General features: G+C 36.1%; 16 protein-coding genes. 15 read left to right on the forward strand and 1 reads right to left on the reverse strand.

The window, feature by feature from the left end; translation table 11 throughout:
• The first annotated feature begins 128 nt into the window (after positions 1-128).
• Positions 129-1,325, forward strand: coding sequence for a multidrug efflux MFS transporter (locus C7P63_RS00925; protein ID WP_125942283.1), 1,197 nt, complete (start codon positions 129-131; stop codon positions 1,323-1,325).
• 62 nt (positions 1,326-1,387) lie between these two features.
• On the opposite strand, the gene C7P63_RS00930 is transcribed toward C7P63_RS00925, so the two are convergent.
• Positions 1,388-1,570, reverse strand: a complete 183-nt coding sequence (locus C7P63_RS00930; RefSeq protein ID WP_125942284.1) for a YjzD family protein — start codon at positions 1,568-1,570, stop codon at positions 1,388-1,390.
• 130 nt (positions 1,571-1,700) lie between these two features.
• On the opposite strand from C7P63_RS00930, the gene dnaE reads away from it, so the two are divergent.
• The 14 genes from dnaE (at position 1,701) to C7P63_RS01000 (ending at position 20,343) form a co-directional block, all read left to right on the forward strand.
• Positions 1,701-5,024 carry a DNA polymerase III subunit alpha gene (gene dnaE, locus C7P63_RS00935; protein ID WP_125942285.1) on the forward strand — a complete coding sequence of 1,108 codons (3,324 nt, stop codon included), beginning with the start codon at positions 1,701-1,703 and terminating at the stop codon, positions 5,022-5,024.
• Between the two features lie 190 nt (positions 5,025-5,214).
• Positions 5,215-6,177 carry a 6-phosphofructokinase gene (pfkA, locus tag C7P63_RS00940; RefSeq protein WP_125942286.1) on the forward strand — a complete coding sequence of 321 codons (963 nt, stop codon included), beginning with the start codon at positions 5,215-5,217 and terminating at the stop codon, positions 6,175-6,177.
• A 61-nt stretch (positions 6,178-6,238) separates the two neighbouring features.
• A complete protein-coding gene (pyk, locus tag C7P63_RS00945; RefSeq protein WP_125942287.1) occupies positions 6,239-7,993 on the forward strand; it encodes a pyruvate kinase in 1,755 nt (584 codons plus the stop codon).
• Between the two features lie 135 nt (positions 7,994-8,128).
• Positions 8,129-9,592: a S41 family peptidase gene (locus C7P63_RS00950; protein WP_125942288.1), complete on the forward strand. Its 1,464-nt coding sequence runs from the start codon at positions 8,129-8,131 to the stop codon at positions 9,590-9,592.
• 113 nt (positions 9,593-9,705) lie between these two features.
• Complete coding sequence (lepB, locus tag C7P63_RS00955; RefSeq protein WP_125943046.1) at positions 9,706-10,230, forward strand: signal peptidase I; 525 nt, start codon at positions 9,706-9,708, stop codon at positions 10,228-10,230.
• A 13-nt stretch (positions 10,231-10,243) separates the two neighbouring features.
• Positions 10,244-11,116 carry a ribosome biogenesis GTPase YlqF gene (ylqF, locus tag C7P63_RS00960; protein WP_125942289.1) on the forward strand — a complete coding sequence of 291 codons (873 nt, stop codon included), beginning with the start codon at positions 10,244-10,246 and terminating at the stop codon, positions 11,114-11,116.
• Positions 11,097-11,867: a ribonuclease HII gene (locus tag C7P63_RS00965; RefSeq protein ID WP_125942290.1), complete on the forward strand. Its 771-nt coding sequence runs from the start codon at positions 11,097-11,099 to the stop codon at positions 11,865-11,867. The genes ylqF and C7P63_RS00965 overlap by 20 nt, the downstream gene beginning before the upstream one ends.
• A gap of 60 nt (positions 11,868-11,927) precedes the next feature.
• The gene (gene dprA / locus C7P63_RS00970) at positions 11,928-12,797 is read left to right on the forward strand and encodes a DNA-processing protein DprA (RefSeq protein WP_125942291.1); all 870 of its coding nucleotides are present in this window, start codon (positions 11,928-11,930) and stop codon (positions 12,795-12,797) included.
• Positions 12,798-12,942: 145 nt separating this feature from the next.
• Positions 12,943-15,021, forward strand: coding sequence for a type I DNA topoisomerase (gene topA / locus C7P63_RS00975; protein WP_125942292.1), 2,079 nt, complete (start codon positions 12,943-12,945; stop codon positions 15,019-15,021).
• Between the two features lie 58 nt (positions 15,022-15,079).
• Positions 15,080-16,384 (forward strand): methylenetetrahydrofolate--tRNA-(uracil(54)-C(5))-methyltransferase (FADH(2)-oxidizing) TrmFO, encoded by a 1,305-nt coding sequence (gene trmFO / locus C7P63_RS00980; RefSeq protein ID WP_125942293.1) that lies wholly within the window; start codon positions 15,080-15,082, stop codon positions 16,382-16,384.
• Positions 16,385-16,517: 133 nt separating this feature from the next.
• Positions 16,518-17,417, forward strand: a complete 900-nt coding sequence (gene xerC / locus C7P63_RS00985) for a tyrosine recombinase XerC (protein ID WP_125942294.1) — start codon at positions 16,518-16,520, stop codon at positions 17,415-17,417.
• Between the two features lie 21 nt (positions 17,418-17,438).
• The gene (gene hslV, locus C7P63_RS00990; protein ID WP_125942295.1) at positions 17,439-17,987 is read left to right on the forward strand and encodes an ATP-dependent protease subunit HslV; all 549 of its coding nucleotides are present in this window, start codon (positions 17,439-17,441) and stop codon (positions 17,985-17,987) included.
• Positions 17,988-18,006: 19 nt separating this feature from the next.
• Complete coding sequence (hslU, locus tag C7P63_RS00995) at positions 18,007-19,407, forward strand: ATP-dependent protease ATPase subunit HslU (protein ID WP_125943047.1); 1,401 nt, start codon at positions 18,007-18,009, stop codon at positions 19,405-19,407.
• A 63-nt stretch (positions 19,408-19,470) separates the two neighbouring features.
• Entirely contained in the window at positions 19,471-20,343 is an 873-nt protein-coding gene (locus C7P63_RS01000; protein ID WP_243640776.1) for an aldose 1-epimerase family protein, read from the forward strand.
• Positions 20,344-20,353 lie beyond the last annotated feature (10 nt).

Raw genomic sequence — 20,353 nt, forward strand, 5'->3', positions numbered from 1 at the left:
TAAATAGGGGCTAACCTAATTGTTAGTCTCTTTTTTTATGATATACAAAACAAGTGTTATATTTGTTTATTTATGGTAGTTTGTTAAACTAAAGATAAGAGAATCAATAAGAATAGGGAGAGATGCGGATGAAAGTGGACTGGAAACGAAATATGTATATTGCTTGGATTGGGTGTTTTTTTACAGGGGCTAGTTTTAGTTTGGTTATGCCATTTATTCCAGTTTATATTAAGCAATTAGGTGCCCCTACTAATAAAGTGGAATTTTATGCAGGATTAGCAATTAGTGTGACGGCTTTGGCTTCAGGAGTTGTATCACCTCTTTGGGGAAATTTAGCAGACAGGCGGGGACGTAAATTAATGATGGTTCGAGCTGCTGCAGGGATGATGTTAACTATGGGAGCTTTAGCCTTCGTTCACGATGTCAAAATGCTGTTAGTTTTTAGATTTTTAACGGGTGTGTTATCTGGTTATATCCCTAATGCTACAGCGATGATTGCCTCACAAGCCCCTTTAGAAAAAAGCGGTTGGGCTCTTGGAACTTTGGCAACTGGCTCAGTAGCAGGTACTTTGATTGGCCCTTTAATGGGAGGACTGTTAGCTCAGACGTTTGGTATTCGTAATGTGTTTTTAATTACAGGAGCTATTCTGTTAATCAATACTATTTTAACTGTAGTATTTATTAAAGAAGATTTTGAACCTGTTCAGAAAAAGGATTTAATTTCTACTAAAGAAGTATTTGAAAAAATTGAGAAACCTTCTTTATTATTTGGTTTATTTTTAACCACTTTGATTTTACAATTAGGGATTACTAGTATTAGTCCTATTTTAACTCTCTATATTCAGGAGTTAGGTAGTGGGCGAGATAATATTTTGTTTATTAGTGGCTTAATTGTTTCAGTGGCAGGGGTTTCTGCGTTTATTTCTTCCCCTTTTTTAGGAAAGTTAGGGGACCGGTTTGGTAATCAAAATATTTTACTTATTGGGTTAATTGGCTTTTTTGTCTGTATTGTCCCTATGTCCTTAGTTCAAACACCTTTTCAGTTAGGGGTGTTGCGGTTTTTAATGGGCTTTTCAACTGGGGCTATGATGCCTTCTGTTAATGCGATTATTAGTAAAATCACGCCAAAAGATGGTGTAAGTAGAATTTTTAGCTACAATCAAATGTCTTTAAACTTTGGTCAAGTATTAGGTCCTTTAGTGGGATCGACTATTGCTAGTTTATATGGCTACCGAGGAGTGTTTATTGGGACTGGTTTGTTTATTTTTGTCAATATTATCGTGACCTTGATTAATTTTAGAGGTACCTTTGGCAAAAAAATCTAAAGAGCTTAAAAAAAGAGTAAGGAGAACAATTCTCCTTACTCTTTTAATGGTTTATACCTTAGTTATTTTGCCGGTTTCTTAGAAGGCTGTGATAGGTTGCCAATGATTAACACACTAATGGCAATAACGATTGAGCTCATTAAAGCTTGTTTAAAATCATAAGCACCGTGATTTAAAGCTGCTCCTAAATAAGAAATAATTTGTCCTAAAATTAATGACCAAATTAAAACGATGGTTGCGCGCATGAACTAACACCTCTCTTCATACTGAAGTTTATCATATTCATTTTAAAATGAAAAGAGTAAGTTAATTCAAAAGGATTTTCTGAATTCATGCTATAATAATTTTTAATAGTAAGTGAAAAGGAGGGATAGATTGTATACCCAATTACAAGTTTTAACATCTTATTCCTTGTTAAAAAGTACCATTCGAATTGATAGTTATGTCGCTAAAGCTAAAGAATATGGCTACCAGGCTTTAGCGATTACTGATTTAAATGTTATGTCTGGAGTAGTGGAATTTTATAAGGCTTGCCAACGCTATCACATTCATCCTATTTTAGGCTTAACTCTTATGTATGAAAATCAAGGACAGGAGTATCCTTTAATTTTACTGGCCAAAGATCAACTAGGCTATCAGCATTTGCTAGAGCTATCTACGTTGAAAATGGATAACCTAGAAAACAAACCCGTTAATTTTCAAACAATAAAAGATTATTTATCCCATTTATTTGTCATTTTTCCAAGCGGAGAAGGGGAAGCTGCCAGTCAATATCGCTTGAATCAGGATTTGCCAGCCTTTTTAAAACTTTGGCAGCAATTTGCTGAAGTATGTGATTCAGACAGTCTATTTCAAGGCGTTAGTATTCACGAAGACTCGGAAGAACATGTGAAGTGGGCGAAACAATTACAAAAAGCTAAGGTTCCCTTAGTTAGTTTGCAAGATGTGCGTTACCTACATCCAAGTGATGATTTTGCTCTTCGGGTTCTAGATCATATCCAACAAGGGACAAAGATGACAGGAGATATATTCCAGCAAACTGGCGTGTTTTATTTGCCAGATAGTCAAAACATGCAAGATAAGTTTCAGCGGTATGGGTTACAAGACGCATTAGATCATGCTTCTTACATTGGAGAAAACTGTCAATGTGAACTAACTTTTGGCCAAACGTTGTTACCTAGTTATGCTGTTCCTAGTCCCCATGATGCTAGAAGTTATCTAAGAGAGCTGTGTTTAGCACAGTTGCCGCTTAGAGTGAAACAGCCGACTTCAGCTTATAGGCAACGACTAGAGATGGAGTTACAAGTCATTCATGATATGGGCTTTGATGATTATTTCTTAATTGTCTGGGATGTTCTTCATTATGCTCACACTCATCAAATTGTGACTGGGGCTGGTCGAGGCTCAGCGGCAGGCTCTTTAGTAGCCTATGTATTAAATATTACCGATGTGGATCCTATTCAATATGATTTATTATTTGAACGTTTTTTAAATAAAGAGCGTTACACTATGCCAGATATTGATATTGATTTGCCAGACAATCGGCGAGAAGAAGTATTAGCTTACGTGCATCAAAAGTATGGTAAGTACCATATGGCTCAAATCGCCACCTTTGGAACTATGGCAGCGAAGATGGTGTTAAGAGATGTTTCTAGGGTGTTTGGGTTGTCACAATCTGAAGCGAATGAATGGGCTAATGCCGTACCTAATCAATTGAAAATTAGCTTAAAGGAAGCTTATCAACAGTCAAAAAGCTTACAACAGCTCACTCAAAAATCTGCTCGTTATCAGTTATTGTTTCAAGTAGCCCAGCAATTAGAAGGACTACCAAGACATGTTTCCACCCATGCTGCTGGAGTGGTAATCAGTGACAAAATTTTAACAGATATTGTGCCGTTACAAGAAGGAAGCCAAGGAATTCCTCTAACCCAGTTAACGATGGGGGATGTAGAAGCATTAGGTTTATTGAAAATGGATTTTTTAGGTCTTAGAAATTTATCTATTTTAGATGATACTATGACTTACATTCAGCAAACAGAAGATAAAAGCTTTACCCTTAAAAAAATTCCCATGAATGATCCAGATACCCTTCGTTTATTCCAAAAAGGGCAAACGATCGGGGTATTTCAGTTTGAGTCTAGTGGGATTCGGAATGTTTTACGGAAATTAGGTCCTACTTCGATTGAAGATATTGCTGCCGTCAATGCTTTATACCGACCAGGTCCGATGGAAAACATTGATCTGTTTATTGCACGGAAAAAAGGCCAGTTACCGATTGATTATCCTCATGCTAATTTAGCCTCTATTTTGAAAAATACGTATGGGATTATCGTGTACCAAGAGCAAATCATGCAAGTAGCGGCTAAAATGGCTGGCTTTAGTTTAGGTCAAGCAGATATTTTGAGACGAGCGATTAGTAAAAAGAAAAAAGAGGTTTTAGATGAGGAGCGCCAACACTTTGTGACAGGCTCTGTTCAACAAGGCTATTCAAAAGAAGTAGCTAACCAAGTGTATGATTATATAGAACGGTTTGCTAACTATGGGTTTAACCGGTCCCATGCTATGGCTTATTCTTTTGTTGGCTATCAAATGGCTTATTTAAAAGTTCATTATCCTGTGCCGTTTTTTACTGCCTTACTTCATTCAGTTAGACATCAACTAACGAAAATAAAAGAATATATTGGAGAGGCTAGACGCTGTCAAATAAAAATTAAAGGGCCAGATATTAACCAAAGCTTTTATAGTTTTTCTTTGCAACATCAAGAGATTTTATTTGGTTTTAGCTCGTTAAAAGGAGTTAGACGGGATTTTATTTATCAGATGTTAGAGGAGCGAAAAAGGGGTGGAGCTTATCAGTCTCTTGAGAATTTCTTATTAAGGATTGATCGCCGCTGGTTAAAAGAAGATTATGTGCTGCCTTTAATTTACATTGGGGCGTTTGACTCTTTAAATCCGAACAGAAAAGAACTGGCAACTTATTTACCTAATCTGATGCAAAATATTTTAATTAGTAACGGTAGTTTGAACCTGCTTTCAATGTTAAGTCTTAAAAAAGAACCTATAGAAGATTTTTCAATCGAAGAGCGGTTAGCTTTTGAAGAAACGTATTTAGGAACTTATTTGTCAGCCCATCCAACTGATGATTATCAAGCGTTGCGAGTGATTAAAAATGGTCGGCTTATTTCACAACTACAAGTAGGCGAAGTTGGATTAATTTTATTGTATGTGAAAAAAATCAGAGAAATTCGGACAAAAAAAGGGGAATTTATGGCCTTTTTAGAAGGATCTGATAGTACAGATGACTTATCCATTACAGTTTTTCCTAAAGCTTACCGGCGTTACCGGTCCCTCTTAAAAGAAAATCAAGTCTATTTAATAGAAGGAAAAGTAGAACTGAGTCGCTACAATCAAGAAAGACAAATGTTAGCTGACACTATTCAGTTAGCAAGTGATTATGATCAACAAGTCAATAAAGAAATTTTATATATCAAATTACCTAAACATTTAGCTCATCAAGCTGTGTCTTTAGAGTTAGAAAACGTTTTTCAACAATTTCCTGGAAATTTCCCGATTATTTTATATGTTGAAGCTACTGATAAAAAAGTAGTCTTAAATGAAACATTCTGGGTGAATAAGACGTCAGATTTAGTCTATAAGTTGGAGGAACTGGTCGGGAAAGAAAATATTGTGTTTCGTTGAATTATATAACACGTCACTTTTAATAAAAATCAAGTTTTTTTAAGGTTTAACAAGACATTTAAGAACAAAGATGCTACAATATAAATAGAGTTTGAGTACTTTATACATAAAGATAAAGAGAACTATTCAAACCCAAATCAGACATAAACAAATGAATGATGGACAAAAATATATATGAGGTGAACATCTAATGAAACGAATTGGTGTTTTAACAAGTGGTGGAGACGCACCTGGCATGAATGCTGCTGTTCGTGCAGTAACTAGAAAAGCTATTTATGATGGGATGGAAGTTTACGGAATTAATTATGGATATGCTGGCTTGGTAGCTGGAGATATCCGTCGTTTAGAAATTGCTGATGTTGGAGATAAAATTCAACGTGGTGGAACGTTCCTTTATTCTGCTCGTTATCCTGAATTTGCGACATTAGAAGGCCAATTAAAAGGGATTGAACAACTGAAAAAATTTGGCATTGAAGGCTTAGTTGTTATTGGTGGAGATGGTTCTTATCACGGAGCTTTAGCACTAACTAAACATGGTTTTCCTGCAGTTGGTGTTCCAGGAACTATTGATAACGATATTCCAGGCACAGATTTTACCATAGGATTTGATACGGCTATTAACACTGTATTAGAGTCTGTTGACCGTATTCGTGACACAGCTACTTCTCACGTTCGGACTTTCATTATTGAAGTAATGGGACGTAATGCTGGAGATATTGCTTTATGGGCAGGAGTTGCTGGTGGAGCTGATGATATTATCATTCCAGAACATAATTTTGATATGTCTAAAGTTGCTAAAAAAATTCAAGAAGGCCGTGATCGTGGTAAAAAACACTGTCTGATTATTTTAGCTGAAGGAGTTATGAGTGGGGAAAAATTCAGTAAAGAATTAGACACTTACGGAGATTTCCATACACGAGTATCTGTTTTAGGCCACGTAGTTAGAGGAGGTTCTCCAACTGCTAGAGACCGAGTTTTAGCAAGTAAATTTGGCTGGACAGCTGTTGAACTATTGCAACAAGGTAAAGGCGGCTTATGTATTGGTATTAAAGACAATGAAATAGTCGCAAGTGATATTGTTAAAACCCTTGAAGGTGGCAAACATCAACCAGATTTATCATTATACCGTTTGAATAACGAAATATCATTCTAATTTAAAACAATGAATAAAGAATGTTATGATTTTAAAATATTATATATAGGGGCGTAAAAGAATGAAGAAAACAAAAATTGTATGTACAATTGGACCTGCTAGTGAATCCGTTGAGACTTTAGTGAAATTAATGGAAGCAGGCATGAACGTTTGTCGTCTAAACTTTTCACATGGTGATTACGAGGAACATGGCAACCGTATTAAAAACATTCATGAAGCGCAAAAAATTACTGGCAAACGTGTCGCAATTTTATTAGATACAAAAGGACCAGAAATTCGCACAAACAATATGAAAGATGGCTCTATTCATTTATCTACAGGCAACACAGTTCGTATCTCTATGACAGAAGTAGAAGGAACAGAAGAACGTTTTTCTGTCACTTATGAAAATCTAATTGATGACGTAGAAGTTGGGACACATATCTTATTAGATGACGGTTTAATCGACTTAGAAGTAGTAGAATTAGACAAAGTTAACGGAGAAATTGTCACAACTGTTTTAAATGAAGGTATTTTGAAAAACAAAAAAGGGGTTAACGTTCCAGGTGCCTCTATTAATTTACCAGGAATTACTGAAAAAGATGCAGCAGATATTGAATTTGGTCTAAAAAATGACATTGATTTTATCGCCGCTAGTTTTGTGCGTCGTCCTAGTGATGTTTTAGAAATCACTGAAATTTTAGAAAGAAACAATGCGACTCATGTTCAAATCATTCCTAAGATTGAAAACCAAGAAGGAGTCGACAATATCGACAAAATCTTAGAAGTATCTCAAGGCTTAATGGTAGCTCGTGGAGACTTAGGAGTTGAAATTCCAACTGAGGAAGTGCCAATCGTTCAAAAAGCTTTAATCAAAAAATGTAACGCTTTAGGCAAACCAGTTATTACTGCTACACAAATGTTAGATTCTATGCAACATAATCCACGTCCAACTCGTGCTGAAGCAAGTGACGTAGCAAATGCCATTTACGATGGAACTGACGCTATTATGCTTTCTGGTGAAACAGCAGCTGGGGATTATCCAGTTGAAGCTGTTCAAACTATGCATAACATTGCTGTTCGTACAGAAGAAGCTTTAGTTAATCAAGATGCTTTTGCTTTGAAACAATTTAGTCAAACAGATATGACAGAAGCAATTGGACAATCAGTAGGTCACACTGCTCGTAATTTAGGAGTTAAAACAATTGTTGCGGCAACTGAATCTGGCCGTACAGCTAAAATGATTTCTAAATACCGTCCAAAATCTCATATTGTCGCTTTAACATTTGATGACCGGACAGCTCGTAGCTTATCTCTATCATGGGGTGTTTTCCCAATGGTTGTTGAAAAACCAACATCAACAGATGAAATGTTTGCTTTAGCTAATCAAATTGCTAAAGATAGTGGATTTGCTACAGAAGGTGACTTTATCATTATTACAGCAGGAGTTCCTGTAGGTGAAAGTGGTACAACTAACTTAATGAAGATCCAATTAATTGGTGAAAAATTATTAGAAGCACAAGGGATTGGTTCACAAGTTGTGATTGCTAACACAGTTGTGGCTACAACCCCTGAAGAAGCTATTGCTAAAGCGCAAAAAGGTTCTATTCTAGTATTGAAAACAACAGATAAAGACTACATGCCAGCGATTGACTTAGCTAGTGCCTTAATTGTTGAAGATGGTGGTTTAACTTCTCATGCAGCAGTTGTAGGAATTGCTAAAGGTATTCCAGTTATTGTAGGCGCAACAGATGCCACAACTATCTTACAAGACGGAACACTTATAACAGTTGATCCACGTCAAGGACATGTTTATAACGGAGCACAACAGTTATAAAACGGAATTTATAAGAAACAGATGAAAGTGAGGAGAGTTTTACTCTTCTTGCTTTTTTTTATTTTGCAATGTGTTATGTATTCGTGATACACTTTGAACAAGAATATATGTTTTTAAGAGAAAGAAAGTGATAAAATGACTGATGATAAACCAAACAAAGAAACTAGACAGATTTCTTATAAATCTCACTTGATTATTTTAATTAGTGTGATGATCATTTGTGTGGGAAGCACCGTTGCCATTACTCGCTATGTGGATATGCGCCAGTTTACAAAAAGTGCTTATCTCGGACGGGATCTAAAAGATGACGATTTAGAAAAAGTCAAGGTCACTTATGACACGATTTTAAAAAACTATGTGGGGAAAGTGGATCAAACTAAATTGATTGACGGAGCAGTAAAAGGCATGACCAGTGCCTTAGATGATCCTTATAGTGCTTATTATAGTGGGCAAGAAGCAGAAGATTTAGATACGACTATTTCAGGTAGTTTTGAAGGTATTGGCGCAACCATGTCGTTACAAAATGATATGCCAGTAATTGTAGAGCCACCGATTAAAGGGTCTCCAGCTGAAAAAGCCCGTTTACGAGCTAAAGATACGATTTTAAAAGTAGATGGTAAAGAAGTGAATGGTCAGCCGCTTAACAAAATCGTTTCTAAAATTCGTGGTAAAAAAGGAACAAAAGTAACGTTAACTATTCAACGAGATAGTGACATCTTTGACGTGACCTTAGTAAGAGATGCTATCCCAATTGATTCTGTGTTTGGAGAGATAGACAAAAAGCAAACCGATGTTGCTCATATAAGAGTCGCTACTTTTTCTGAGAATACAGCTGATGAATTTAAGCAAACTATTCAAGATATGCGAAAAGCTGGCGCAAAGAAATTGGTGATTGATTTAAGACAAAATCCTGGTGGTTTGTTAGATCAAGTTGCTGAAATGTCTAGTATGTTTTTAAAAGACGGAGAAACCATTGTTAAATTTAGTGACAAACATCAAAATAAAGAAAAAATTGTAGCGGATAAACATTTAGATCATGGTTTTAAAGTCAAAGAGCCAACAGTTGTCTTAGTGGATCATGAAAGTGCCAGTGCCTCAGAAATATTCGCAGCAGCAGTTCAACAGTCTGCAGATATTCCTGTTATTGGAACAAAAACCTTTGGTAAAGGAACCGTCCAAAGTGTTCAGCGGTTAACTGAGTCAAGTGAATTAAAATTAACTACGAATAAATGGTTAACCCCTGATGGTACTTGGATTCATAAAAAAGGGTTAAAACCTACTATTTTTGTGGACTATCCTTACTATGCTTATTTATCCCCAATTGATAAATCAATGAGCTATCAAAAAGGTGCGGAAGGAAATGCAGTGAAGACTATTCACGGAGCGTTGAAGGCTTTAGGGTATAATGTTAATCAAACGCAACAAGTATTTACAGATGAAACTACACAAGCTGTTTTAGCTTTTCAACAAGATAACCAACTTCCAGCTAACGGAGTGGTAACCAAAGAAACCGCTAGTTTATTAGAGCGAAAATTAATGACCTTAATCCAAGAAAACGATGTTATTTACAACAAAGGATTAGACACTTTAAAAAAATAAGAGCTCAGGCTCTTATTTTTTTGTTTAACTGGCAAGAAATAGTAGCAATTTTTTCTTTTCTTTATTATGATACAACTAGTATGAAATGAGGTGGCAGAGTGAATCCAACAGTAATGGATCGGATTTGGTATTGGTTAAAGCTGGTAGTAGTAGCTGTCATGCTAGTTTTTATCATTCGTGGATTTTTATTAATCCCTATGACAGTAGACGGTATCTCCATGGAACCGACTTTACAAGCTGATGATCATATTGTGTATGAAAAAATATCATCGATTAACCGATTTGATGTGGTGATTTTTCAAATGCCAAATGGCAATACATATATTAAGCGAGTAATTGGACTGCCTAATGAAAAAATTGCCTATAAAAATGACAAACTTTATGTGGATGGAAAAGAAGTGGCAGAACCTTTTTTAGGAAAACAAAAAATTAAGCGAACCAGTACTCACTATACGACAAACTTTGATAGTGAGGAAATTTTGGAGCAACCCGCTATTTCAGAGAATGCTTACTTTGTTTTAGGGGATAATCGGCGACTGAGTAAAGATAGTCGGTCCTTTGGGGAAGTAGACGCTAAATACGTTGTAGGAAAAGCTCGCTTCATTTATTACCCGTTGTTTCATATAAAATGGTTATAAGGAGTTAAAAAGTATGAGTACAATTCAATGGTTTCCAGGACATATGGCAAAAGCCCGTCGTGAAGTAACCGAAAAATTAAAATTTGTAGATGTGATTTTTGAACTAGTAGATGCAAGATTGCCTTTGTCTAGTCGAAATCCGATGATGGATGAGATAGTAGGAGATAAGCCTCGGCTAATTTTACTTAATAAAGCCGACTTAGCAGATCCCGCTCAAACTAAGCGGTGGCAAGATTATTTTGAAGAAGAAGGCCATCCTAGTTTGATGATTAACTCAAAAGAAGGTCAAGGAGTTAAACAGATTGTGGCGGCATCTAAGAAATTATTAATAGATAAACGCCAAAAAGAAGCAGAAAAAGGCATTAAAGAAAGAGCGATTCGCGTGATGATTATTGGGATTCCTAATGTTGGAAAATCAACCTTGATGAATCGGTTAGTTAAGAAAAATATTGCTAAAACTGGAAATAAACCTGGAGTAACTAAGGGACAACAATGGTTAAAAGCAGGCAATGAGTTAGAATTATTAGACACGCCGGGTATTTTATGGCCTCGGTTTGAAGATGAAGAAATTGGCAAACGCTTGGCATTAACAGGAGCAATTAAAGATAGTTTACTGTATATGGATGATGTCGCTTTATATGGATTAAGTTTTTTCAATAGATTTTATCCGAAACAACTGCAGGAGCGGTATCAATTAACGGAAGCTGAAATGGACTTGCCAGTAGTAGATCAGTTATTACGTATTACGGAAAAAAGAGGATTTAGAGATGATTACGAGCAAGCCAGTGAAATGATCGTAAGAGAAATCCGCAGCGGGAAGTTAGGTCGTTATACGCTAGATCGTTATGAGGAGCTGAATGTGACAGATGACGGAAATGACGATTAAATCTATTAAAACCCGTTTAGAAGCTGATGTAGACATAACTGATGCCTTTTTAGATAGGTTACGACAAGATCCTAGAAAAGGCGTGGAGAAGTTAGTAAAAAGTTGGGAAAGAAAACAAGAAAAGCAAGCAGAATTAATGGCAGCTTTTATAACAAGATCTCAATATGAAAAAAACTTACACCAAAAAGGGTATCAGTTTATTGCAGGGATTGATGAGGTAGGTCGTGGTCCATTAGCTGGCCCAGTTGTCGCTAGTGCAGTTATTTTACCAGTAGACTGTCAATTAATAGAATTAAATGATTCTAAGCAATTATCTAAGGCTAAACGAGAAAGCTTATTTGACCAAATCAATGAACAAGCAATCAGTGTAGGCGTTGGCATAGTGGATGAAAAACAGATTGATGTGCTAAATATTTATCAAGCAACTAAATTAGCGATGAAACAAGCCGTAGAACAACTATCCCCTGCTCCAGATTATCTTTTGTTAGATGCAATGGTGTTAGAGTCTATTAAGTTACCTCAAGAAAAATTGATTAAAGGAGATAGTAAAAGTATCTCGATAGCAGCTGCTAGTATTATAGCTAAAGTGACAAGAGACCGTTTAATGGTAGATTATGATGTGAAATACCCAGGATACGGCTTTGCTCAAAATGCTGGATATGGCACAAAAGCTCACCTAGATGGGTTAAAAAAACAAGGGCCATGTGAGATTCATAGAAAAACCTTTGCACCTGTTAAAGAATATTTTTAATGGAACCACTCTTTTTTTGCAAACTTATTTATAAGGTTTGTAAGAAAAGAGGGTTTTTTTATGGAAAAATTAAAGTTTTTGATCTTTTGTTTAAAGCAAGTGCCAGGGTTGTCTAATCAAAGCATTTTAAACGTGTGCCAATCTGTATTAGAAACAGGTAGAGTAACTGTATCACCTGAAGAAATTATTCATCTAGCAAATATTCAGAAAAAGTATGAAAAAAAGATTTTAACTCATCTAGCCTACGTGGAAAATCAACGGGAAAGTTTTTATGTTCAGTACACTCATCAACCCTTTATTACTTTTTTAGATCAGGCGTATCCTACTTGTTTAAGCCAAATTTATAATCCACCAGTTGGGTTATTTTATGCCGGAGATATTTCTCTATTAAACAAGCCAGCTATCAGTATGATTGGACCAAGAGAACCTACTCAATATGGTTATGAGGTTGTGGAGAAATTCTCTCCGAAACTGGTGACACATCCTTTAGTGATTGTTAGTGGATTGGCTAAAGGAATTGATACTAAGTGTCATCAAGAGGCGTTAAAAAATCAGGGGAAAACGGTGGCAGTGATTGGTTCTGGTTTAAATATATGTTATCCTAAAAGTAATCAACGTTTACAACATTACTTAATGAAGCATCAGTTAGTTGTCAGTGAGTACCCATTAAATACTCCACCTTACCCTTATCATTTTCCAATGCGAAACCGAATCATCGCTGGTTTATCCAAAGGAACTTGTGTTATTCAAGCTAGAGAAAAAAGTGGCACGTTGATTACAGCTAGTCTAGCTTTAGAGGAGGGACGAGAAGTCTTTGCAGTACCGGGAGATATAGGTTTAGAGGAAAGTAAAGGGTGTTTAAAACTCATTCAGTTAGGTGCTAAGTGTGTTTATCAACCGGAAGATATTTTAGAAGAATTTTTGTTCTAAAATAGGGGCAAAAAAGAAACATTGTTGACAAACCATTCCTAAATAGCATAAGATGATTAACGATTCCTGTTGGGATAACATCTCAACTTAATGAAACCAGTAAAATAAATTAAATAAAGAACAATCAAAGGTGGTACATATTTAAATGGCATATAAATACTTAGTTATTGTTGAGTCTCCTGCGAAGGCAAAAACAATTGAAAAATATTTAGGAAGAAATTATAAAGTTGTCGCCAGTGTTGGTCATGTAAGAGATTTACCGAAAAGTAAAATGGGTGTAGACATAGAAAACAATTATGAGCCTCATTATATTTCTATTCGAGGCAAAGGCCCAGTCATTAAAGATTTAAAGAAGTTGGCTAAAAAAGCGGAAAAAGTTTATTTAGCAAGTGACCCGGATAGAGAAGGAGAAGCGATTGCTTGGCATTTAGCTTATCTCCTAGATTTAGATTTAGAAGATAAAAACAGAGTGGTCTTTAATGAAATCACTAAAGATGCAGTTAAAGCAGCTTTTAAAGAACCTCGTAGTATTAATTTAGATTTAGTGAATGCGCAGCAAGCTCGGCGAATTTTAGACCGATTAGTAGGTTACTCTATTAGCCCTATATTATGGAAGAAAGTGAAAAAAGGGTTAAGTGCAGGTCGTGTTCAATCGATTGCTCTTAAAATGATTATTGACCGAGAAGAAGAAATTAGAGAGTTTAAACCAGAAGAATACTGGAGTATTGATGGTAACTTTTTAAAAGGGAGAAAGAAATTCAAAGCTAATTTTTATGGAGTAGATGGTAAAAAACAAAAGCTAAATAATGAAGCAGATGTTAAAGAAGTGATGTCTAGGTTAGCTTCTAAAGATTTTTCTGTGGATAAGATTACTAAAAAAGAAAGAAAAAGAAATCCAGCTAAACCATTTACTACTAGTAGTTTACAACAAGAAGCAGCTCGTAAATTGAATTTTAGAACACGTAAAACGATGATGGTAGCTCAGCAACTATATGAAGGAATTTCTTTAGGAAAAGCTGGGACAGTCGGTTTAATTACTTATATGAGAACGGACTCTACTCGTTTATCTGACTTAGCTAAAACTGAAGCGTATGACTATATCAACGAAACTTACGGAGAGGAATATGCTAAAGGAAAACAAGCAACCACTAAAGGGGAACATGGAGCCCAAGATGCCCATGAAGCCATTCGTCCTTCTAGTATTTTAAGAACGCCAAACTCGATTGAAGAGTATTTAGACAAGGATCAAATGAAGTTATACAGCTTGATTTGGGCAAGAACGGTTGCTAGCCAAATGAAGCCAGCTATTTTAGATACGATGCGAGTTGAATTAGGTCAAAATGGCGTGATGTTTGTGGCTAATGGGTCTAAAATCAAGTTTCCAGGATTTATGAAAGTCTATATTGAAGGAAATGACGAAGGTAAAGAAGAAAAAGAAAATATTTTACCAGAACTGTCAGAAGGAGAAATGGTTAAATCTGTTGATCTTGAACCAAAACAACACTTTACCCAACCTCCTGCTCGATATAGTGAGGCAACGCTAATTAAAACGTTAGAAGAAAATGGAGTAGGACGTCCTTCCACTTACGCGCCAACGTTAGAAACAATTCAGCGTCGTTACTATGTTAAGCTACAAGCTAAACGGTTTGAACCAACAGAATTAGGTGAAATTGTTAACGGCTTAATTGTCGAGTTTTTCCCACAAATTGTGGACATTAACTTTACAGCAGAAATGGAAAATGATTTAGATAAAGTAGCAGAAGCGAAACAAGATTGGATCGAAACCATTGACAGATTCTATCAACCTTTTGCAAAAGAATTGGCTCATGCTGAAGAAAACATGGAGAAAATTCAAATCAAAGATGAACCAGCTGGATTTGATTGTGAACTTTGTGGTCATCCTATGGTGATAAAATTAGGTAGATATGGTAAATTCTATGCATGTAGTAATTTCCCTGATTGTCGCAATACAAAACCAATCATTAAAGAGATTGGGGTTAAATGTCCACATTGTCATGAAGGAGAAGTGATTGAACGTAAATCGAAGAAAAATCGGTTGTTTTACGGATGTAGTCGTTATCCAGACTGTGACTTTACTTCTTGGAACAAACCAGTGGGCAGAGATTGTCCAAAATGTGGCAAGTATCTAGTTGAGAAGAAAAGTAAAGGTGGCAAACAGGTCATTTGTAGTGATTGTGATTACAAGGAAGCTATTCAAAAATAAACAGTAGAAATTTGACGACAGTTAGCTAACTGTCGTCTTCTAATTCAAGGAGGCAACTATGGAAAAAGTAGTGAAAGTGATTGGAGCTGGCTTAGCAGGAAGTGAGGCGGCTTGGCAGATTGCACAGGCAGGGGTACAAGTACATTTATATGAAATGCGTCAACATAAAAAAACACCTGCTCATCATACCGATCAATTTGCTGAGCTAGTTTGTTCTAATTCACTTAGAGCGAACAACATTACCAATGCAGTCGGTTTACTAAAGGAAGAGATGCGTCAGTTTGATTCATTAATTATGATGGCAGCAGATAAGCATGCAGTTCCTGCAGGAGGAGCATTGGCAGTTGATCGAGAAGGTTTTGCTAAAGAGGTGACAGAGCAATTACGCAATCACCCGAATGTTACAGTAATAGATGAAGAGGTAGAAAGTATTCCAGATGGTTTAACGGTAATCGCAACCGGCCCTCTGACTTCAGATGGTTTAGCTAAAGCCATTCAAGAATTTACCCATAGTGAAGGGCTATATTTTTATGATGCTGCAGCGCCTATCATTGAAAAAAGTTCGATTGACATGGATAAAGTTTATTTGAAATCTCGTTATGATAAAGGGGAAGCGGCTTATTTAAATTGTCCTATGACTAGAGAAGAGTTTTACGCTTTTAGAGATGCTTTAGTTACTGCAGAAGTTGCTCCTTTAAAAGAATTTGAAAACGAAAAATATTTTGAAGGGTGTATGCCAATTGAAGTAATGGCTAGTCGGGGAGAGAAAACCATGCTGTTTGGACCGATGAAACCAGTTGGGCTAGAAGATCCTAAAACTAATAAACGACCTTATGCAGTGGTTCAGTTGCGGCAAGATAACGCTGCAGCTTCTCTATATAATATTGTAGGCTTCCAAACTCATTTAAAATGGGGAGAACAAAAGCGAATTATTCGTATGATTCCAGGTTTAGAACAAGCTGAAATTGTCAGATATGGTGTAATGCACCGCAATACTTTCTTAAAATCACCAGAATTGTTGCAAGCAACGTATCAGTCTAACACACGGGAAGATTTATTTTTTGCAGGGCAAATGACTGGCGTTGAAGGGTATGTGGAAAGTGCTGCTAGCGGTATGTTAGCAGGAATGAATGCAGCCCGTTTAGCTAAGGATAAAGCGCCTATGACGTTTCCAGTTGAAACAGTATTAGGTAGTATGGCTTACTACATTACCCATACGGATGCTAAACATTTTCAACCAATGAATGCTAATTTTGGTATTATTGCTCCTCTTAAAGAAAGAATTCGAGATAAAAAAGAGCGTTATACGCAATTAGCTAATCGTTCTCTAGCGTTAGTAGATGATTTAAAAAAACAACAGTAATCACAGAATAAAGACTCTTTTCTATTTAGGGAAGGGTTTTTATTTTGCAAAAATTTTGTTAAAATGATTGAATTTAATTGTATTCAAGCAATGGGTATGATACATTTACGACTAGTAGAGGTTGGTGATTTACATGAAAAAAAAACAATGGTTAGACAGATTTTCTGAGTATTTACTAGTAGAGAGACAATATTCTGACTTAACAGAATCCGCTTATCAAAAAGATATTCAAGATTTTTTTGATTTTTTGGATAAAACAGGTGAAAGTGATCCTTTTCAGATTACTTACCATGACGTTCGGGTTTATTTATCCTATTTATATGATGAAAAATATAGCCGAGCAACAGTGAGTCGGAAAATTTCTAGCTTACGTTCCTTTTATCAGTTTTTATTAACGCATGAACAACTTTCTGAAAACCCTTTTTCCTATGTTCAAATAAAAAAATATACCAACAAATTGCCCCGTTTCTTTTACGAAAAAGAAATGGCTGTTCTTTTTGACAGTGTTAAAGGAGACAACCCTTTGGACAAAAGAAATGAGGCTTTGTTAGAGTTATTATATGGGACAGGAATGCGTGTTTCAGAGTGTACTAACTTAACCTTAAAGCAGTTGGATTTTACGACAGGTGTTCTTTTAGTTCTGGGAAAAGGCAATAAAGAGCGGTACATTCCTTTTGGTAGTTTTGCTCAAGATGCTTTAGAAGAGTATCTATATACGACTAGAAAAGATATTATGGCTAAGTATCATAAAGAACATGAGTATGTATTTATTAATCATTACGGAGATCCAATTACGCCTACTGGGGTGGAATATGTACTAAAAAAAGTCTTGAAAAAAAGTAGTTTAACCGCAGATATTCATCCGCATATGTTAAGGCATACCTTCGCAACTCACTTATTAAATAATGGAGCAGACATGCGAACGGTTCAAGAGTTGTTAGGACATGCTAGTTTATCCTCTACCCAAATTTACACACATGTCACAACTGAAAACTTACAAAAAAATTATCGAAACTTTCACCCTCGGGCATAAAGTTTTTAGGAGGTATTTTAAATGGGATATACAACTTTTCACTCTACAACAATTTGTGCAGTAGAAAAAGATGGCAAATTTGCTATGGCTGGTGATGGCCAAGTAACTATGGGCGAAACCGTTATTATGAAAGGAACGGCTAAAAAAGTCCGCCGAATTTATAATAATGAAGTAGTAGTAGGGTTTGCTGGTAGTGTAGCAGATGCCTTTAATTTAGAAGGAAAATTTGAAGCTAAATTAAATCAATACAAAGGAAATTTAATGCGAGCAGCTGTAGAGCTTGCTATGGAATGGCGTACAGATAGAGCCATGCAAAAATTAGAAGCTTTATTAATTGTGATGAATGACAAAGAAATGTTGCTTATTTCTGGTACAGGAGAAGTCATTGCGCCAGATGACGGCATTTTAGCGATTGGTTCAGGAGGCAACTATGCCTTATCTGCTGCTCGGGCGATGAAACGTCACGGTTCAACAGATTTAAGTGCTGCAGATATTGCAAGAAATGCTTTAGAAATCGCTGGAGATATTTGTGTTTACACAAACCATAATATTATTGTAGAAGAAATTTAGAGGAGTAAACCTAATGGACATGATGACAAATAAAACACCAAGAGAAATTGTAACTGAATTAGATAAATATATTGTAGGTCAGCATTCAGCTAAACGAGCAGTAGCGATTGCTTTAAGAAATCGTTACCGTAGAATGCAACTAGATAGTGACATGCAACAAGAAGTTAAACCTAAAAACATGTTAATGATTGGACCAACTGGGGTAGGTAAAACGGAAATTGCTCGACGTTTAGCTCACATTGTGAATGCACCTTTTGTTAAAGTGGAAGCGACTAAATTTACTGAAGTCGGTTATGTTGGTCGTGATGTAGAGTCAATGATAAGAGATTTAGTTGAAGCAAGTATCAAAATTGTAGAAGAACAACAATATAGCCGAGTGTACTCTCAAGCACGTAAAAAAGCAGATGAACAATTAGTAAAATTGCTTGTTCCAGGTCTTAAAAAAGAGGAAAAAGAATCTGGTAACCAGTGGGATGCTATGATGCAAATGATGACCTCTTTACAAAAAGGCCAAGCAGAAGAAGAAACAGAAGAAGTGACAGACTCGATTCGCGTGAGCCGAGAAACTGTTCGTAGCCAGTTAGATAAAGGGTTATTAGAACAAAAAGAAATCACGATTGAAATGGCAGAACCTAAAGTTAATGTGCCTACAATGAACAATCAGTTGGAACAAATGGGGATAGATTTATCTGATACACTAGATGCTCTAACACCTAAGAAAACTATTAAACGCACGGTAACAGTAGCAGAAGCGAGAGATATTTTAATTCAACAAGAGTCAGAAAAATTAGTGAATAAAGCTGATATTAATAGTGAAGCGATTAAATTGGCTCAAAATCACGGGATTATTTTTATTGATGAATTTGATAAAATTACTTCTCGGTCTAAACAAAATGGAGAGGTGTCTAGAGAAGGGGTTCAGCGAGATATTTTACCAATCGTGGAAGGATCTCAAGTAACAACTAAATACGGCGTGATTCACACTGATCACGTATTATTTATTGCTTCAGGGGCGTTCCATTTGACTAAACCAAGTGATTTAATCCCTGAGTTACAAGGACGTTTCCCTATTCGTGTAGAACTAGAAGATTTAACAGCAGAAGATTTTGTGCGAATTTTAACTGAACCTAAAAATGCTTTAGTGAAACAATATATGGCTTTGTTAGAAACAGAAAACATTACCATTACGTTTACAATGGAAGCTATTGAACGGATTGCTAACATTGCCTACGATGTCAATGCGGAAACTGATAATATTGGAGCAAGACGTCTTCATACTATTTTAGAAAAATTATTAGAGGACTTATTGTTTGAATCCCCTGATATGCAAATGGGTGACATTACCATTACTGAAAATTACGTTAATGACAAATTAGATGCGATTGTAAAAGATCAAGATTTAAGTCGCTATATCTTATAAAAAGTCTAGATACACTATGGACATAACGAAGCTAGAGAATCGGGAATAGAAGGAGAGATGTTTGTGTACACCTTAGAAAATCCGGAAGTAAAAGCCACCTTTCAACCATTAGGTGCAGAACTTTCTAGTTTTATCCAGAAAAGTTCGGGCATTGAATATATTTGGCAAGGGGACCCTGAATTTTGGGGAAGAAAAGCCCCTGTTTTATTTCCCATTGTAGGTCGGTTAAAAGAGGATCAGTATTGCTATAAGGGAAAGACCTATTCCATGACGCAACATGGTTTTGCTAGAAATCAGATTTTTACTTTAGAAGAAAAAACAGATACTTCCTTGACTTTTTTACTGACCAGTAACAATCAGACTCGTGAGATGTATCCTTTTGAATTTGAACTGCGTATTCGTTATACCTTAACTCAAAATGTTTTAGCGGTTCAGTATCAAGTCACTAATCCAGCTGATGCTCCTCTTTATTTTTCAATAGGTGGACATCCTGGTTTTAACGTTCCTTTAACCGATAAGGAAGTGTTTGAAGACTATTATTTACACTACTCTCCTCAAAAGTCACGGACACGTATTCCTTTACAAGGGGCTTTCATTGATCCAGCTAAGAAAACATTAGGTCAAACCAATAGTGATATTGATTTGACAAGGGAATGGTTTAAACAAGATGCCTTAATTTACGAAACAAGAGGCCGTCACTCCTTTAAAATTTGTACGGACGAGCATGACCATAGTGTGAAAGTAACCACCTTAAACATGCCTTATGTCGGGATTTGGAGTCCATACCCTAAAGAAGCTCCTTTTGTTTGTATTGAACCTTGGTGTGGAATTGCAGATGCAGTTGACAGTAGCGGAGAACTAACAGAAAAATTAGGGATTAATCATCTTCCACCTCATGCTAGCTTTCATTGTGAATATGACATTACAATTCGTTAACCGTCCAATA

The organism is Vagococcus humatus, from assembly GCF_003950325.1.
GTDB classification, from domain to species: domain Bacteria; phylum Bacillota; class Bacilli; order Lactobacillales; family Vagococcaceae; genus Vagococcus_C; species Vagococcus_C humatus.

Excerpts from the sequence above, each read along its gene's own strand:
- C7P63_RS00925 (WP_125942283.1), top strand. The coding sequence starts at position 129 with ATGAAAGTGGACTGGAAACGAAATATGTATATTGCTTGGATTGGGTGT.
- C7P63_RS00930 (WP_125942284.1), bottom strand. The coding sequence starts at position 1,570 with ATGCGCGCAACCATCGTTTTAATTTGGTCATTAATTTTAGGACAAATT.
- pfkA (WP_125942286.1), top strand. The coding sequence starts at position 5,215 with ATGAAACGAATTGGTGTTTTAACAAGTGGTGGAGACGCACCTGGCATG.
- pyk (WP_125942287.1), top strand. The coding sequence starts at position 6,239 with ATGAAGAAAACAAAAATTGTATGTACAATTGGACCTGCTAGTGAATCC.
- C7P63_RS00950 (WP_125942288.1), top strand. The coding sequence starts at position 8,129 with ATGACTGATGATAAACCAAACAAAGAAACTAGACAGATTTCTTATAAA.
- lepB (WP_125943046.1), top strand. The coding sequence starts at position 9,706 with ATGGATCGGATTTGGTATTGGTTAAAGCTGGTAGTAGTAGCTGTCATG.
- ylqF (WP_125942289.1), top strand. The coding sequence starts at position 10,244 with ATGAGTACAATTCAATGGTTTCCAGGACATATGGCAAAAGCCCGTCGT.
- C7P63_RS00965 (WP_125942290.1), top strand. The coding sequence starts at position 11,097 with ATGACGGAAATGACGATTAAATCTATTAAAACCCGTTTAGAAGCTGAT.
- dprA (WP_125942291.1), top strand. The coding sequence starts at position 11,928 with ATGGAAAAATTAAAGTTTTTGATCTTTTGTTTAAAGCAAGTGCCAGGG.
- topA (WP_125942292.1), top strand. The coding sequence starts at position 12,943 with ATGGCATATAAATACTTAGTTATTGTTGAGTCTCCTGCGAAGGCAAAA.
- trmFO (WP_125942293.1), top strand. The coding sequence starts at position 15,080 with ATGGAAAAAGTAGTGAAAGTGATTGGAGCTGGCTTAGCAGGAAGTGAG.
- xerC (WP_125942294.1), top strand. The coding sequence starts at position 16,518 with ATGAAAAAAAAACAATGGTTAGACAGATTTTCTGAGTATTTACTAGTA.
- hslV (WP_125942295.1), top strand. The coding sequence starts at position 17,439 with ATGGGATATACAACTTTTCACTCTACAACAATTTGTGCAGTAGAAAAA.
- hslU (WP_125943047.1), top strand. The coding sequence starts at position 18,007 with ATGATGACAAATAAAACACCAAGAGAAATTGTAACTGAATTAGATAAA.